We start from the raw sequence: 16,555 nt of genomic DNA, 5'->3' as shown, positions 1-16,555 counted from the left end.
TACATATAATAGGCACGAGAAAATAGTACTACGGTTCCATTCATCTGTCAACCGAGGGACCGATTCACGTGGAGGGGCCATGAATACTCTTTCTTACGGACTGCTTGCCCTGCTTTCGCAAGGGCCATGTACAGGCTATGAGCTTATGCTGCAGATTCAGCCTGTATGGCAAGCCAAGCACAGTCAAATCTACCCGCTGCTGGCCAAAATGGAGCAGAACGGACTGGTTCAATTCGTTGCGGTACCGCAAAAGGAGAAGCCGGATAAAAAGGTGTATTCCATTACGGAAAGTGGGATTGCGGCGCTTCGGCAGTGGATTCCGGAGCCGACCTCGGAGCCGGTGAAACGGGACGAGCTGCTTCTAAAGCTGTATGGAGTATGGCTCGCGGATCCTGAAAAGGCGGAGCAGCTGTTTGAGGAGCGTTTGCAGACGTTCACCAAAAGATCCGTAAAATTAAATGCCTTCCTCGAAACGTTACATAAGCAAATGGAAGAAGAGGGAGGAACCCGATGCCTTATTAGCTCACCTTCCTTTGGGAGATATATTCTGTTGAAGCGCGCCCTGGATAACGCCAGGATGGAGATAGAATGGTGCGAGTGGGCTTTGCAGCTGCTAAGGGAGCAAGGCAGCCTTGATCCGGATTCAGTGCAAGGAAACCTCGGCAAAAGATCATAGACCGGCCCGGCTAAAGATCGACCTTATGCGTCTAACCCGTAAGGTGGATCTTTTTTTACTAATAGGCGCGTCTTAGCCCGAAAGTCACACTTCACATAGAGACCTTGTATTCAAAACAGTGGGAGAAAAATCATAAGGTGTTTCATCCATTATAGTTCTCCGTTCCTACTATACGATGGGGCTAAACGTGCCTTTGTCCGGTTTTTATGCTATGGTTAATATATGAAAAATTGTGTAAGCCAATGGCTAATCTAGTGATTTAAAGTGAGGGTAGAAGGATGAACGATCGTACGATGATTGTCTGTTTGGGCGAGCTTTTGATTGATTTTGTGCCGGAAGAAAACGGCCAGCCTCTGGAGCAGGTACCGGTTTTTCAGAGGGCTGCGGGTGGGGCCCCCGCCAATGTAGCCGCAGCGGTAGCAAAGCTGGGCGGATCTTCCCGTTTTATAGGCAAGGTTGGCAATGATGCATTCGGGCGCTATCTGCGAAACACGCTTGTGGAAGCGGGAGTGGAAACGGCGCTCGTAGAGACGGATGCGGCCAGAACGGGACTCGCATTCGTGTCGCTGCGCAAAGATGGAGAGAGGGACTTTTTGTTCTTCCGCGAACCGGCGGCAGACATGCTTCTGGAGGCTGCAGAGCTGAACGATAGTTGGCTGGAGGACGCGGCCATCTATCATTTTGGCTCGGTATCCTTGATCAGCGAGCCATGCCGTACAGCGACACTGGAGGCGGCCCGCAGGGTCAAAGCGTTCGGCGGGATCATTTCCTACGATCCGAATCTGCGTCCTGCCTTATGGCCTGATGAAGAAACAATGCGGCAAGAGGTGCTTCGCCACATTGCCTTGGCGGATGTTGTTAAGGTCAGTGAGGAAGAGGCCGCCTTTCTGCTCAATACGGAGCCGGCCGAAGCCGTTCAGCAGCTACTGATGATGGGAACGAAAGCGGTCGTCGTAACGCGCGGCGAAGAAGGCTGCTTTGTCGTGACCCGCCATGCGATGACATTGGTTCCAGGGATCCGGGTGAAGGCGGTAGATACGACAGGAGCCGGTGACAGCTTCGTTGGCGCTATGCTCTATAAGCTCGTGGAAGGCGGATACACGGCCGAAGGTCTGGAGAACTTCTTCTCTGATGAAGCCGCTGTATCGGAAATTTTCAAGTTCGCTAACAAAGTAGGGGCGGTAACGACAACCCGTCGGGGAGCGATTCCTGCGCTGCCGACGCTGGCGGAAGTGGAGGCTCTGTAACATAAGAGAGAGGCCGGTCCATAATGGGCAGGCCTCCTTTTCTCATGGATTGGAGAGCTTTTTGCCGACGGCGGCGAAAAGTGAGGGCAGCTGATCGACCGAAGTATCAGGCCTTTCCGGCTCATCTACCCGCAGCAGCGAAAAGCCCGCCGACATGAAATCGTTGATATAGGCTGAAAGCGGCCGGTGATAGGCTCCGAGCGTGGAGCGGATAGTTCCTGTCCCGGCAGACTTCCAAAATTGAGGCGCATACTGCATTACCTTGCGGGAACCGTCACCTAACGGATGGCTGAACGGAGACTGAAAGCATGGATGCATGATGACCCAGATCATGAGGCCCTCCGGCTTCAAAATACGGTGGCAGGCCCGGAACACCTTGCGGTGATCGGGAACATCCATCAGCATGACGCTGGACACGACGTAATCATAAGCAGCATCCGGAAGGCGGCGCAGCTCCATCGCATCGTCTTGTATCCAATTCACCTGATCGTTTTTTTCTTTGGCGTACGTAAGAAGGGCTCCACTCAAATCGACACCGGTTACCAAGGCGCCTAATTGGGCCAGCCTGGAGCTAAGCTCCCCTTGGCCGCATCCGATATCGCACAGACTGCGGCCCTTCAGATCTGTTAGCGCCTCCAATTGGCGGATAATATAGCGGTAGGCGGGTTCGGGTCCGCCGGTTTGAACCATCTGATGATATTGTTCGGCAAAGGAGTCATATTGTGCCATGAGCAGGCTCCCTTCTATACCAGAATAGTTGGACATAATTATATTGTACCATTTTCCTCATTTGCAAATAATATCCAAAATAGCTGGTTTCGTTCTCAGATCCAGATCCATCCATGAACAAAAAGAGCGCTTTAGCTCGATCCCGTACGGGAAGGGGCCAAAGCGCTCTTTGTCTTGTCATGACAAATTATAATGTTTTTTTCATCCGAACATGCGGAATGCCTGCATCAAGGAAGGTTTCCTCCGAAATGGTGACATAACCGAGCTTGGCGTAAAAGGGCTCTGCTTGGCACTGCGCATCTAGAAGGGTATAAGCATAGCCGATCCGCTTGGCCTCTTCCTCCAGACCAAGCACGATAGCTCGGCCTGCACCCGTGCCGCGGGAAGATTGGCGTACGGCGATTCGCTGGAGCTTCATGATATCGTCTGTGTAGGGGCGCATTCTGCCGGTAGCCGTCGGCTTGCCGTCCTCCAGAAGCAGAATATGATAGCAGGCCTGCGGAGATTCATCGAATTCGTCGATCTCCAAGCTTACATCGACCTTCTGCTCGCGGACGAACACTTCTTTTCTTATGTCAAGGCATTGGTTTAGCTGTTCTTGGGTCGTAACATGAATGGTCTGTTTCATTGCAAGGTCTCCTTCTTTAATTAGCTTCTTAACGGGAACACACATCAATCTCATCATGACATGAACGGAAGCGGTACGTCAAATGCAGCCTCAAGCCAGGAGACGAATCGGAGCTGGTATACTCTCTTTGCAACAAACGGTTCGGTTCGATACAATAAATGATAGAGAAATATCATTCCATATTTCCCAATCCATGAAAGAGGAAGGAGCGGATAGGATGGAAATAGGTATTGTAGTTATCGTTGTTCTCATCATTATCGTCTTACTATTATTCAATCGATCCAAAGCATCATCCAATCAACGAAATCGGCACCGGCGCGACGATAATCATTCCAGTATGTCGAGCAGCTTCATCTTTTCAGATAGCTCTGAGGGGGAGCATCGGAATCACCACCACCATCATCATCATGGGCATCATGGGCATCATGGACATCATGGTCACCATAGCCATCATGGGGATAGCCACAGCGGTTCGCATGACGGAGGCGGAGATAGCGGAAGCGGCGGGGATGGTGGAGGAGGCGGCGGAGATTAAAGGAAGCTCGGCCGAATTCGGAATAAGCCAAGATAAAGGAGAGGATACCTATGGAAGCTTTGCGTTTTCCTGTCGGGCGGTTTGAATGGAATGGGGAGATTACCCCGGAGCAGCGTCAATTGTGGATCGAGGAGATCGAGCAGCTGCCTCGGAAGCTGCGGGATGCCGTGGACGGGCTTACGGAAGAGCAGCTGAATGAGCCTTACCGGCCTGGCGGCTGGACGGTTCGCCAGGTGGTGCATCATTTGGCCGACAGTCATATGAACAGCCTTACTCGCTTTAAGCTGGCGCTGACGGAAGAGCAGCCCACCATCAAGCCTTACGACGAGGCGGCCTGGGCAGAGCTTGCGGACAGCCGGGAAGCGCCGCTGGAGCTTTCCCTTGCTCTGCTTGATCAGCTTCATGCACGTTGGGGGCGGCTGCTTCGCTCTCTAAGTTCCGAGCAGTGGGAGAGGACCTTCATCCATCCGGATTCGGGAGTGGTGCGTCTGGATGTGAATCTGGGGACTTATGCCTGGCATGGGCGCCATCATACGGCACATATTACGCAGCTCAGAAAAAGAAAAGAATGGTGAGAACAGCCTCAATTTGAGGAAAAAAGAACCTGACTACAGGGCTGCTCAGCTCTGTTTGTCAGGTTCATTGCTATGAGATCACTTAGAACATACGATGCCCGGTCTGTCTGTTTAAAAAATATCTCCGTCCCAAGGCAGGCCCTTGCGGAATCGCGCCTCATCATGCCAGCGCTGAAGCATCAAAGCGCCGAACTGATACATCTCCCAAACTTCGCACCGGTCTTCCTTGGAGCCGGACGCTTCCAGCAGCGCGTTGACGGCACGCCGTGCCGCTTCGTTGGCACCTTCCATTGTAGCAAGATCCGTATTCGTTTTTACATAGTCCGAAGCGAGAAACAGATTCGGAATGGCCGTATAAGCCTGCGGGCGCATTTCCCATGTATAGACTTTATTGATCAAGAGAGGCTCCAGATTCGCAGCAACTCCGTCAGGGTTCGGCAGCTGGATGTCTTCATCAAGAAACCAGGAATGGATGATACTGTCCTCAAGCACGGCACGCCCGCCCACGTTCAGGCTGGCCTTAAGCTGATGCCATACTTCCTGCATAATTTCATCGCGTGTGCAGTGCCGGGCACTTTTGCCGAAGAGAGCTCCGGGAGCTTCCCAATCGGAAATATCGACCGAGATGATGCCCTGAACCTCTCCGTCACCGTATTGCTCCAAATCGGTATGGGGCCAGAACTGCTTCTGGGAAACGGAGGTCAGTGCCCACTGCGAATCCATATAAATCATATGCCCGTGGAGAATGGGTACGTCTTCTTTCAAGTAAAACTGGATTCCATTCATCCAATCGACATCGTTTGCCAATTCTTTGATTTTCGACAAAGTGGGGTCGGCTCGCAGCATTTCGTCAGTCAGGAACTGGGCCATGACTTCGACAGGAAATGCGGCTATATAGTAGTCGCCCTTAACGTCGTATGTATTCCCGAATTCGGTTATGGTCGCCCCGGTGATGACGCCATCCTTGCAATCGATTCGCTCCACCTTCGCGTTCAAATGGTAGTCGACGCCAGACTGGCGTAAATAATCGAGCCACGGATTGATCCATACCTCGTTCGTCGGTCCGTTCAGCAGACGATCTGCGCTGCCGCCGGGCATGACCATATCCAGCATGATTTGTGCTCCTACCGTACCCACGGTGGCCGTGTTGGCCTCGCGGGCTTTGGCCGCTACCAAAATCCTTGTCATGCCGGTGAACACCCGTTGAAAATTGGCCGATTGCTGGTCCGCCTGGATGAAGGACCACCAAGGAATGTTCTGATACTCCTCGGACCTTCGTTCATTGCAGCTTGTCATAACCTGCCAGATCCGCTTCAGATAATGCTCGACCTCTTGCTCCGTAAGTCCCAGATGATTGTCGAACAATGATTTGAACAATGACTTTATGTCGGACAAGGAGGTTGGAAATTCGGTAACGAATTCGACAGGAACGTCATCTGTTCGCGCTAGACCGAGTCGTGTTCCTTCAACTAAATTATCGGCGACTCCGCGCTTGTTATTGCCATAGGGAATCCGCTCCATCGTGTCGATAATATGCTTGTAGAATCTAGGAAAAAAACGGAAGCCATGCTCGCCCGGCAAGTCCTTACGCCCATTCGTCCCGCTGCCGGGCACCGGCATGGAGCGGGCTTTGCCCCCTGGAATTCCTTTCATTTCATATACAGCGACATCAAAGCCGCGCTCGATCAGCTCGTGGGCGGCGCTCATTCCAGCTACGCCTCCCCCAAGGACGACGACTTTTTTCTTCATTCCTCATTTCCACTCCTGTCATAATTTGCTAAAATGGTCTAATCTATTTATACCATGGCTTTGGCCCTACGAAAACCGTTATTTTTCGACAAATTGATCTTAATGGCCTAGAGGTGTCGAAATGGAAGCTGCGACTCGATTGATGTCGTTTTTTGCACCTCATAGCCCTGGGGGAGGAGGAGGGAAAATAAGCCATAAAGGAGAGGAATTGAGCCAAATCGAATAAAGACAGGGGAGTCAGGTTCGGGTATGATGCAAATAGACGGTTCATGACCATTAAAGGGGGAAGCCAGATGAAACGATTTCGCATTGCCGTTATCGGATGCGGCGGCATGTCCAAGGCCTGGATTGAATATGCGCTGGAGCGGGAGGATTCGCAGATCGTAGCGATGGTCGATATACGCAAGGAAGCGGCGGAAGCTATGGCGGAGCGTTACGGCATAAGCTGCGGCATTTATGATGATGTGAGTCAAGCCATCTCTGAATCCGGAGCGAATCTCGTATTCGATGTCACGATACCGGAGAGCCATGCGGCGGTAACAAGCACCGCCTTAGAGCTCGATTGCGATATCTTCGGAGAGAAGCCGATGACGACCTCCATGCAGGAGGCACGGAGACTGGTTGCCCTAGCCGAGCAGCGGGGGCGTACCTATGCCGTCATGCAGAACCGCCGGTATCTGCCGCAGATCCGGGCGTTTCGCGATCTGATCGATAACGCCGGAATCGGCCGGATAGGCTTCGTCAATGCGGACTTTTTCCTCGGTCCGCATTTCGGAGGCTTCCGCGATGCGATGGATAGCCCGCTCTTGCTCGATATGGCAATCCATACGTTCGATCAGGCCCGTCTGATCACCGGCAAGGACCCGGTATCCGTCTACTGCCATGAATTCAATCCCGCCGGCTCCTGGTATGCAGGCAATGCGGCGGCCGTATGCATCTTCGAGTATTCGGATGGAGGCGTATTCTGTTACCGAGGCTCTTGGTGCGCGGAGGGAAGCCCGACGTCCTGGGAAGCGGAATGGAGGGTAAACGGCAGCAGCGGTACGGCGATTTGGGACGGAGCGACTCCTCCGTTCGCCGAAGTCATCCTTCCGCCGGAGGAGCAGGCGGATAAGCGGCGCTTCCGCCGTGTGGAGGCGAACCTGGACTGGAGCGGGCGCAGCGGTCATAAGGGATGTCTTGACGAAATGTTTGCCGCACTCGTCGAAGGGCGCAAGCCGGAGACGTTCTGCGCGGACAACATCAAGAGCATGGCTATGGTGTACGGTGCTCTGCAGAGCGCAAAGGAAGGACGTAAAATTCATCTGGCTGATATTACCTTGTAAGAAGGGAAAAAGGCTTGGTTCTCATTAATGTGAACCAAGTCTTCCAGTCACCGACGATGTTAGTAGAGGCGATGAGCGAGCCGGGATGAATCAGGTTCGCAATAGTTTGTACGCAAAAGCAGCGAACCATAAACTGGCTCGCTGCTTTAATGTTTCTGATACCATAGTATCCTTCGATACATCGATGAATCTTTCAAGGACCGAAAAGGGAGCAAATCCGGCCAATAATTACCTTCGATGATCCAAATTCGTCGGTTCCTATCGATGCCTATATCGAACCCGACTTGCCTAAGCTTAGGGTAACGTTCCCCAAGCCGTTCGGCAGCCAACAGGGCGATCTGTTTGATTTTGAAGATCAAGCCGCGATCCCCGATGCGGGCCAGTTTCAGCGCCTCAGAAACTGGAATGATGTGACTAGGGACATTCGTGATAAGATATCCCCGTGCCGCTACTTTCGCGTATGAGCCCGTCACTTTCCAAGTGGACGAAGTGCCTTTTCTTCGCTGCACCATGATCCGGATGTCGAACGGCTTGTGTTGAATTTGAGCAAGCTGCAGGCGTCGTTGGACAATATAGCCACGTCGTCTCCTGGTTTTTTTACCGATCCATTTGAGCAGCTGCTCGGTATCTTTCATGGTGACCGTTTTCTTTTCGTTATGAATATGATAGGAGTTCGTTCCGTTACGGGTAATGAACAGGATGTCCCGTCCGAATCTCCCATCACGAGGCTTCAGAACAAGGCTTTGATATTGAAGCAGCAGCTTTGCTAACCCGTTCGGGTTCAGCAGCCGAGTTTCAGGCAAACGAGCGGCGAGCGAGGACGTATCGTTCAAGATACGATATTGCATCCATTTGTCTCGTTTGATCGACATTGGAGTCACATGCCTTCATATCTCATCCAGATACAGCTATCACATCTAACCACCATGCGATAACCTCCTTATAAATGATCCGGCGCTATATCATTACTATATTCCGTGAGTCTCCTTGACGATGGGCCCGATAATTACGATATCCTTACGAAACGCAACAAGTTCGGCGTTCTCTCCTCTATTACAAAGCCATTTCTCAACAGACAAATTCTGGCGTTAGAAACCCTTAATCCTACTTGAATTAACGGCGTGCATGGTTCTGCGCTGCCTATGATTTGGAAATTAGTTATCTCTGCTGCTACATCGTTAAAGAAAAGAATAACAATATCGGTTCTTATTCCCATGGAAATCTCACCTCTCTTTCATTTTTATACCTACATACTATTGCACGACGGAGGGGATTGATAGAGTCAAACCACGGGGGCGACTCATCCATTTTTATGACGGAAGCAAGCAAGGATAAGCCGAATCCATGGGATATAAAACAGTTAGATTGGGATTCCCTGAAAAAGCATCTAAATCCACAGCGAAGTCAGGGCCTCACTTTATGGGAGGAGGGGTTCTTTAAAAATAAAATAAGCCGATCTACCTTAAGGGAATAAGGCAGACGGCAGTCTAGTTCATTTCTAATCCAATTCATGGGTTTCATACGGTTTCCTTGACAAGCAGTCGGATTTCATCGGCCCTCATCGGCATACCGTAATAATAGCCCTGCATGACATGGCAGCCCCGGGATTGAAGAAATTGAATCTGCTCTTCGGTTTCGACGCCTTCGGCAATGACCTCCAAATTCAAATTTTTGGCGATCGCAATAATATTGCTGATGATCGCCTGCTTGGATAGAATTTGGCTTTTACTGACAAAGCTCTGATCGATCTTGAGCGTATCGACCGGCATTTCGTCCAGGCTTCCAAGGGAGGAATACCCCGTTCCGAAATCATCCAGCGAGATGCGGACACCCAGCTGCCGAAGCCGCTGAAGCTGCTCTCTCGTATCCTCTGCGTCATGCATGGCGATCGATTCGGTAATTTCCAGCTCCAAATAAGAGCCTTCCAGTCCGGATTGCCCGAGAGCTTCCTCGACCATATCGTACAGTGCATGACTTTCAAAAATTCGGACGGACATATTGACGGATACGCATACCTGAAGAAGCTGCTGGTCCTGCCAATACCGATTCTGCCTGCACACTTCCTTCAGCAGCCAGTGCGTGATGGGAATGATCAAGCCCGTATCTTCTGCAATGGGGATAAATTCCTTTGGAGATATGATCCCCAAGCGCGGGTGGTTCCATCGCAGCAGCGCCTCCATGCCGACGATCCGGTTGCTGTTCGCGTCGCATTTCGGCTGGTACACGGCAAAGAACTCCTGGTGCGCAAGCGCCTTGCGCAAATCTTTCTCGAGCTCCAGCTTGCGGATCATATGACGATCCATTTCCTCGTCGAAGATCCGGTACCGGTTCTTTCCGGCTGCTTTCGCATTATACATGGCCGTATCTGCCGCCTTCAACAGCGCGGTCCGGTCGGTCCCGTGAATCGGAGAGAGGCTGATGCCGATGCTGGCTGTGACGTACAGCTCGTTTTCCTCCAGGAAGTATGGCTGCTTGATATCGTTCAGCAGTCGCTCCGCCAAAGCTTGCACCGATTCGAGGCTGTTTTCCTTGATGGCAACGAGGAACTCGTCCCCACCCAGCCTGAAGATGCTGCAGTTATCTCCGGCACATTGCTGCAGCCGGCGGGATACTTCTCGAATGAGCAAATCTCCGATATCGTGCCCGAGGGTGTCGTTGATTGTCTTGAAACGGTCCAGATCCAGGAAGAAGACGGCTCCTTCCGTTCCGGGAAGAAACTGCTCCTCGAAAAAACGCGTCAGATCGTGGCGGTTCGCCAGTCCGGTCAGCGGATCGCTGTAAGCCATACGCTCCAAGACGTGGCGGTCAAAGAAGATGGCTCCCCAGGACACGGCCAAAATAAGCAGCATAGCCAATGAAACTCCGATCACCAGAAAAAAGGACGGCTCACTGGCAATGTCCGCCGAAATGGCAGACTCGCCGGGCGCCATGAGTACGGCCGCCATGCCGGTATAGTGCATGCCGCATACCGCAATGGCCATAACCACCGCGGACAGCAGCTTCCAGCGGCTAAAGTCCGGCGAACGGCGAAATTGGCGGAATAAATACAAGGCGGCGAAAGAGGCGGCTAGGGCCACAGCGACGGAGGCGGCAAACAGGTAAGGGTCATATGACATGGTAAAAGAAGCGCGCATGGCGGCCATCCCCGAGTAATGCATGACTACGATGCCACCGCCCATCGCAACGCCGCCGATTCCTAGCCTCCATTTGTTTATCTGCGTATCCATCGTGACCCGAAACGCTATGAAGGAGGACAGGATGCCGGCCAGTGCGGATAATAGGGTAATGGGAATATCGTAGCGGATCTGGAGATCCGTATGAAGGGCGAGCATGCCGACAAAATGCATAGACCAGATTCCGCAGCCCATGACGCAGGAGCCGGTCATCAGCCATACGTACTTGCTTTTACCCCGCGCACGCGAGATTTTGCCTGCCAGATTGAGGGCGGAATAAGAAGCCAGCAAGGCAATGACAAAGGAAAGCAAGACAATCCAACCGTTATAATGAACGTGAAGATGTTCCATGGTTAAGACCTACTTTTTTCTATTATCGTCAAATAATAGATTCAGTATAGTGTATCCTCGGGGCATATTAAAGAGAAAGTTTGCATAACGGCCCGAAGTTTTCTCAAAGCTCTAGCCCCCCGTACCCATTCTGTCGGACTTAGGGCCATAGCCGGGGGAAATGGGTTTGAAACCGGGGAGGGGTATTGTATAGTATATAAAAACGGCGGGAGCGGTGAGCTCGTCCGCTATAGAAAGTGAAGTGACTGATGATGAGCGCCAAAGATATGGAAACTGTAATAAATCACAATGCCTTGAACGAAGAGGATGCCTGCTGCGCCGTGGACGGAACCCGGAAAAGCCATCATTCGGATAAGGTCAAAGATAACTTGATCTCCCGCTTGAACCGGATCGAAGGCCAGATTCGAGGTGTAAAGGGGATGATTGAGAAGGACACCTATTGTGATGATGTTCTCAATCAGATAGCCGCTATCCAATCCGCTCTGAACAGCGTAGGGAAGGTGCTGCTCGAAGGGCATATGAGGTCCTGTGTTGTCGAGCGTCTGGAGCAGGGGGATAAGGAAGTCGTCGACGAGCTGCTCAAAACGATAGGTAAGCTGATGAAATAACGGTCATTCAGTCCATTTGTGTATAACCAACGGGAGAAGCCCGCGCTGTACAGGCAGCTGCGGGCTTTTTTCATATTTATATACCGTCAAAGCCGGTCCCGGCCTGTCATGCAGCGAGGGCTATTCATTTCAGCCGTTTGCCCTCCTCCAGCAGGGCGATGGCTTTTTGTATGCGGCGGGTACGGGTATCGGCCTTTTTGGCGGCTTCGATCCAATCGACGTACACCTTTTGGGCGGAATAAGGGAGCTTTGCGAAAAAGCGTCCGGCCTCCACGTGCTCCTCCAATGCCGTTTGGAGATCATCGGGAATATCGACGGCGCGAGGCTCCATATCCTCCTCCATCGTTACTTCCACGGTATCGCCCGCTTGAACGCCGGCGGCCTCGCGGATGGCTTGATTGACCACCATGTAGTGGGTTCCGCCCCCATGAAGCATCAGCGTACTTCGATACGGAATTCCGTTGACAGTGCCTTTGACTTTGATGTGGGCTTTGGTTCCAAAAAGGCTCTCCGCATCGAAGGGAACGTTCAAATAGGTCCATGTTCCGGTTCCTTCGGGGCGGATCAGCCGGGCCGTAAATGCGGGCATAACCGTCTCGCTCCTTTTTGGTCTTATTATACCACGGGGGAGCGGCGGGAACGCATTCGCGCTTCAATAAGCCAGGCCAAGCTAAGCAGCAGGAGCAGCGCCGCGCACAGGCCGTACACCCCGGCGAGCCCGAGCGAGTCGATCAGTGCGTAGCCGGCCAGCGGGCCCAGCGCGGCCCCGACATCGACGACCGTCGTATAGGTCGTCATATAGGCGACACGCGATTCGCCCGCCGCGCCGTCGGCCGCCAGCGCGTCGTTCAGCGTGACGATGGCGGTATTGGCCAGCTGGGCGGCCAGCAGTACCGCAAGCCATGCTGCGAAGGGCAGCGGGTGCGGCAGTAGTGCAAGCGCCGCAACCGCCAGGACAAGGCTGCCGATAAAGAGAGGCAGCCGGCCGCGGGGGCCGTCGGACCACGCTCCGATCCGCGGCGACAGGAACGGGGACCAGGCCCAGCGGACGGCCTGCGCGACGCCTGCGAGCGAAGCGGCGCCGAACGAAACGCCGAACAGCAGCAGCGTGCCGGAGTCGGGCAGATGAGCCTCGATGACCGGGCTCATCGTGCCGGCATAGACGCCGAAGAAGACGACGGCCGTCACAAGCCCCGTGGCGAGCACGAGCCTGGAGCGGCCGCCTCCCGTCAAGGCGGCGAAGGGCCGGCGAGCCGCAGGCTGTTTCCCGGCGGGGGAGCCACCGGGGCGCTCTTGGGCGGCCGCGCCGGGTACATGCCGCCAAGCCAGCGGGATGCCGGCCAGCATGGCGGCGGCCAGCAGAAGCGACACGATGCGCGCGCCAAGCGCATCGGCCAGAACGCCGCCGGCCAGCATACCGATGAGGCTGCCGACGCCGATGATGCCGTTGTAGCTGCCGAGCAGGCGCCCACGGTTGCTGTCGTCGGCGGCCTCCAGCACCGTAAGGTAGCCGCCGATGCGCAGGAGCGACCAAGCCGCACCCCACAAGGCACGCGCTGCGAGCAAAGCGACGAAGCCGGAAAAGGCTCCGTAAGCGGCGGTTGTCAGGAAAGCCAGTATTACGGCCAGCATGACGCCCATCCGTTTGCTGATTCGGCCGTACAACCAGCCGACCAGCGGATTCAACGGCAGCCGCACGAAACGGTTGACGGAGAGCAGCACTCCGACCTGCCACAGGGCGTCGAGGCCGAACTCCCGCCAATAGACCGGAAGCACGATGTACAGCATAGAGTCGCCCAGCAGACTGATGGCGGTAATCCAGGCGATGACGCGTACCTGAAGACGTCCCTCTGCCGCAGGACCGATGGTACGGCGGACGTCAGACCGGTTGTAGGCCGAAGGCTGGGAGGGATTCATATAAGGACCGGGCCTCCTTCCGAAGGAATCCAAAGATTTGCTTTTATTGTACCTGGATAAAGGGGAATAAAAAGGGTAATCTCTATTTAATAGATTTCCCCCTTTTTGGGGGCTAAGGGAGGAGGAGTGTTATCCCATGCAGCTGATTGAGCATTATGCACAGCTATACCGGGCCTGGAGGCCGGAGCATCCGCAGGAGGAAGCCGCCGTTACGGTTCCCGCTATCGCAGCCTGCCTGCATTGTACGGAACGGAACGCCAAGCTGATTATCAAGGCGTTGCTGGGCCGAGGCTGGATCGGCTGGCGGCCGGGAAACGGCCGAGGTCACAGCTCCCGGGTCCGATTTCTCGCCGATGTAGACCGGTTGCTCCTGGAGCAGGCTGAAGCATGGATAGGCACGGGTCAATTGCAGGAGGCGGTGAAGCTGCTTCAATCGCCGCTGCTCACGGAGCAGGGGCGGGAGCGGCTGCATGACGCCATCGGACGGTCCTTCGGCTTCCATAACCATAAGGGAGGGGAAGAACAGCAGCATTTGCTCCGCTTCCCCTCGTACCGGAAGCCGGGAATGCTCGATCCGATCTATGCGACCCGCCGTACCGAGCTGCACCTGATCCGGCAGCTGTTCGACACCTTGGTCGTTTTCGACCCGGATAGAGATACCTTTGCCCCAGGCCTGGCCCATCATTGGGAAAGGGATGAGGAGGCGCGGTGCTGGAGGTTTTATTTGCAGAAGCAGGTCCGCTTCCATAATGGGGCTGCCTGCAAGGCGGAGGATGTGCAGCGGTCGCTGGAACGGCTTGTGCGGGGAGAGGAACGGTCTTCTCCATACAGCCGTTTGTATGCTCCGATAGAGCGCATAGCTGCGCCGCATGAGTATTTAATAGAAATCCGCTGCCAATCGAGCTGCCATCACCTGTTGTCGCTGCTGGCTTCCCCGGCGTCTTCCATCGTTCAGGGGCCGCTTGGAGCAGAGTGGCCGGTTCAGGTCATCGGGACGGGCCCTTTCAAGCTGACCCGAAGGGATGACAGCGTCCTGGTGCTGGATGCCAATCCGGATTATTTCCTTCGGCCATCCCAGCTCGATCGGGTGGAGATGTGGTTTCTTCCTGACATCTACGAGGCCAGGGAGGGGAAGCAGCTCACAGATCTGCAGGCATCCGGGGACGAGGATTCAACCCAAAGCCGTTTGCTTGATCAGAGAGGGGGCTCCGGACTTCGTCCTTTACGTGAGAATGACCTCGAGTCGGGAGGGATGAACTTTCGGCATTTCGGGGGCGTCGGGCCATCGTCCGCTGAAGGCAGCTGGTCTACCGTAGAACGGCATGATTTTGGTTGCAAGTATATCCTGCTGCACCAGGCCAAGGGAGGCCCGCTGCAGCAGCCGGAGCTGCGAGATGCACTATTCCACGCCATTCGAAATCAGGCGGCTGTCGAAGGCTTAGGGGGGAACCGCGGGGAACTGGCGGATGCATTTGTACGAAAGGTTAGCTGGATGGAGAAGCTCTCCCCATACGGGGTTCTCGACGACAAGGAGAAGGCATTGACGGGTGCCCTCGATTTGCAGGGCCGCAGCCGTAAGGAGGGGCAGGAGGAACAAGATCGTGTCCATTGGTGTGCACTGCTGCTCCTCACCTATGCCGGAGCGGGGAATGAAAGGGATGCGGCGTGGCTGGCGAAGACTTTGGACGGAATAGGCGTTACGTTAAAGGTTCGATTCGTTCCTTATGAAGAGCTGTCCGATCCTTCCGTACGGACCGAAGCCGATCTGCTTCTGCTGGAGCAGCCGGTGGACGCGGATGCAGAGGGAGCCATGTGGTCGATACTCGGCGGCGGCCAGAGCCCGCTGCGCAGCTGCTTGTCCGAAGCCTGCCTGCAAAGGCTGGATAGCGGCTTGTCCGGACTTCCGGCCATGCCGTCCAGGGAAGCAAGGCTTCGGCAGCTGCTCCGGCTTGAGGAGGAGCTCCTTGCCGAGCGGGCGGTCATCTTATGGTACCGTTGGCGTCAGACGGCATCGTTTCCTGTGCAGCTTCAGGGCGTCAAAATAAGCGCTTATGGTTGGGTCGATTATAAGGACCTCTGGTTTCGCGACAGCTGCGGGGAAGGAGAAGCCTCCACCTTGCTGTTTCCGGCACAAGCCGGATGTTAGAGTCTGGTAACGGGCAGCTTGCGCGCAATGGCCCGGCGCATAATCGTCTGGTGAAGCGATTCCGGCGTAATGCTTGGATTGCCTGCGTTGATGCGGGGAATTTGCATCGGGTCGTCCGCCCGGATCGCCATATGGCTCGCCACGGTAAAGGCATACTTAATACCGGCCTGTCGGATAAGATCCGTCGCTTCCTGATGATACATTCCGAACGGATACGCGTAGGAATCTACGGGTTCGGAATGGAGCTCGTACAGATTTCTGATACAAGCATTCGTATCCTTCAGAACCCGCTGCCGGTACTCCTCCGGTGTTTCCGCTGCTCCCTCCCTATGCAGCAGGCTGGTCAGATGCGGTCTTCCGTTCATTTTGGCGTGCATGTCGTGGGAATGGCATTGAAAGTCGATGTCTTTGGTTTCCAGCGCCATAGTTCGAATTTCTTCCTGGGATAAGGAAGGCAGGTGCGGCCTTTTCGGATGATGCAGGTCCTTCGTTACGACGAAGTTGACTGCCGGAATGCCCAGCTCTTTCAAAATGGGATAGCCGTATGTATAGAAGCTCTCATATCCGTCGTCGAAGGTTACAAGAACGGCTTTGTTAGGCACAGACCCTCCTTCGATGAACTGCTTGAATTGGTCCAATGTGATGAAATGATAGCCTTTTTGGCGCAAAAAGGACAGCTGCTCCCGGAACAGCTGCGGAGTGATGGTGACATTGCTTTGTTCGTCATGACTGAGGTGATGGTAAGCGAGAACCGCGACTTGTTGGGTATAGGAATAGGAACCCCATTGGTAGATGCTGAAGAGAAGCAAGAGCGACGCAATCCCGATCGCTAAGCCCGTCTTCCATAGGAATGATAATGAACGCATTACAGCAGTTGAACCTCCATTTATAATTGT

15 protein-coding genes are annotated in these 16,555 nt (G+C 54.1%); 7 read left to right on the top strand and 8 right to left on the bottom strand.

The features are described 5' to 3' along the window. The first annotated feature begins 79 nt into the window (after positions 1-79). Together B1728_RS32275 and B1728_RS32270 are read left to right on the top strand one after the other, a co-directional pair. The gene (locus B1728_RS32275; protein WP_079914551.1) at positions 80-676 is read left to right on the top strand and encodes a PadR family transcriptional regulator; all 597 of its coding nucleotides are present in this window, start codon (positions 80-82) and stop codon (positions 674-676) included. Between the two features lie 278 nt (positions 677-954). Beyond that, entirely contained in the window at positions 955-1,923 is a 969-nt protein-coding gene (locus B1728_RS32270) for a PfkB family carbohydrate kinase (protein WP_218672332.1), read from the top strand. 42 nt (positions 1,924-1,965) lie between these two features. Here the strand turns inward: B1728_RS32270 and B1728_RS32265 are convergent, their stop codons facing one another. Together B1728_RS32265 and B1728_RS32260 are read right to left on the bottom strand one after the other, a co-directional pair. Next, complete coding sequence (locus B1728_RS32265) at positions 1,966-2,652, bottom strand: class I SAM-dependent methyltransferase (protein WP_179136286.1); 687 nt, start codon at positions 2,650-2,652, stop codon at positions 1,966-1,968. A 187-nt stretch (positions 2,653-2,839) separates the two neighbouring features. Next, entirely contained in the window at positions 2,840-3,280 is a 441-nt protein-coding gene (locus B1728_RS32260; protein WP_079914549.1) for a GNAT family N-acetyltransferase, read from the bottom strand. A gap of 242 nt (positions 3,281-3,522) precedes the next feature. Between B1728_RS32260 and B1728_RS32255 the strand changes: the two genes are divergently transcribed. Together B1728_RS32255 and B1728_RS32250 are read left to right on the top strand one after the other, a co-directional pair. Then, entirely contained in the window at positions 3,523-3,900 is a 378-nt protein-coding gene (locus tag B1728_RS32255; protein ID WP_179136285.1) for a hypothetical protein, read from the top strand. Further along, the gene (locus B1728_RS32250; protein WP_079914547.1) at positions 3,866-4,390 is read left to right on the top strand and encodes a YfiT family bacillithiol transferase; all 525 of its coding nucleotides are present in this window, start codon (positions 3,866-3,868) and stop codon (positions 4,388-4,390) included. The genes B1728_RS32255 and B1728_RS32250 overlap by 35 nt, the downstream gene beginning before the upstream one ends. A 111-nt stretch (positions 4,391-4,501) precedes the next feature. On the opposite strand, the gene B1728_RS32245 is transcribed toward B1728_RS32250, so the two are convergent. Next, positions 4,502-6,139 carry a hydroxysqualene dehydroxylase gene (locus B1728_RS32245; protein WP_079914546.1) on the bottom strand — a complete coding sequence of 546 codons (1,638 nt, stop codon included), beginning with the start codon at positions 6,137-6,139 and terminating at the stop codon, positions 4,502-4,504. Between the two features lie 293 nt (positions 6,140-6,432). Between B1728_RS32245 and B1728_RS32240 the strand changes: the two genes are divergently transcribed. After that, entirely contained in the window at positions 6,433-7,464 is a 1,032-nt protein-coding gene (locus B1728_RS32240) for a Gfo/Idh/MocA family protein (protein ID WP_079914545.1), read from the top strand. 146 nt (positions 7,465-7,610) lie between these two features. On the opposite strand, the gene B1728_RS32235 is transcribed toward B1728_RS32240, so the two are convergent. Together B1728_RS32235 and B1728_RS32220 are read right to left on the bottom strand one after the other, a co-directional pair. Continuing rightward, positions 7,611-8,336, bottom strand: coding sequence for a YheC/YheD family protein (locus tag B1728_RS32235; protein ID WP_079914544.1), 726 nt, complete (start codon positions 8,334-8,336; stop codon positions 7,611-7,613). Between the two features lie 645 nt (positions 8,337-8,981). Continuing rightward, a complete protein-coding gene (locus B1728_RS32220) occupies positions 8,982-10,988 on the bottom strand; it encodes a bifunctional diguanylate cyclase/phosphodiesterase (RefSeq protein WP_079914541.1) in 2,007 nt (668 codons plus the stop codon). Positions 10,989-11,254: 266 nt separating this feature from the next. On the opposite strand from B1728_RS32220, the gene B1728_RS32215 reads away from it, so the two are divergent. Next, positions 11,255-11,596: a metal-sensitive transcriptional regulator gene (locus B1728_RS32215; RefSeq protein ID WP_079914613.1), complete on the top strand. Its 342-nt coding sequence runs from the start codon at positions 11,255-11,257 to the stop codon at positions 11,594-11,596. A gap of 124 nt (positions 11,597-11,720) precedes the next feature. On the opposite strand, the gene B1728_RS32210 is transcribed toward B1728_RS32215, so the two are convergent. Both B1728_RS32210 and B1728_RS32205 read right to left on the bottom strand, forming a co-directional pair. Beyond that, the gene (locus B1728_RS32210; RefSeq protein WP_079914540.1) at positions 11,721-12,185 is read right to left on the bottom strand and encodes a YdeI/OmpD-associated family protein; all 465 of its coding nucleotides are present in this window, start codon (positions 12,183-12,185) and stop codon (positions 11,721-11,723) included. Positions 12,186-12,211: 26 nt separating this feature from the next. After that, positions 12,212-13,513 (bottom strand): MFS transporter, encoded by a 1,302-nt coding sequence (locus B1728_RS32205; RefSeq protein ID WP_079914539.1) that lies wholly within the window; start codon positions 13,511-13,513, stop codon positions 12,212-12,214. Positions 13,514-13,649: 136 nt separating this feature from the next. Between B1728_RS32205 and B1728_RS32200 the strand changes: the two genes are divergently transcribed. Beyond that, positions 13,650-15,659, top strand: coding sequence for an ABC transporter substrate-binding protein (locus B1728_RS32200; RefSeq protein ID WP_079914538.1), 2,010 nt, complete (start codon positions 13,650-13,652; stop codon positions 15,657-15,659). On the opposite strand, the gene B1728_RS32195 is transcribed toward B1728_RS32200, so the two are convergent. After that, complete coding sequence (locus B1728_RS32195; protein ID WP_079914537.1) at positions 15,656-16,525, bottom strand: polysaccharide deacetylase family protein; 870 nt, start codon at positions 16,523-16,525, stop codon at positions 15,656-15,658. The genes B1728_RS32200 and B1728_RS32195 overlap by 4 nt on opposite strands. Between the last annotated feature and the right edge of the window lie 30 nt (positions 16,526-16,555).

Origin of the sequence: Paenibacillus sp. 32352 (assembly GCF_002042965.1) — a bacterium.
Classification (GTDB): Bacteria; Bacillota; Bacilli; order Paenibacillales; family NBRC-103111; genus Paenibacillus_S; species Paenibacillus_S vulneris.
The sequence above is the reverse complement of the archived record's forward strand: the minus strand, read 5'-3'. Positions and strand labels throughout refer to the sequence as shown.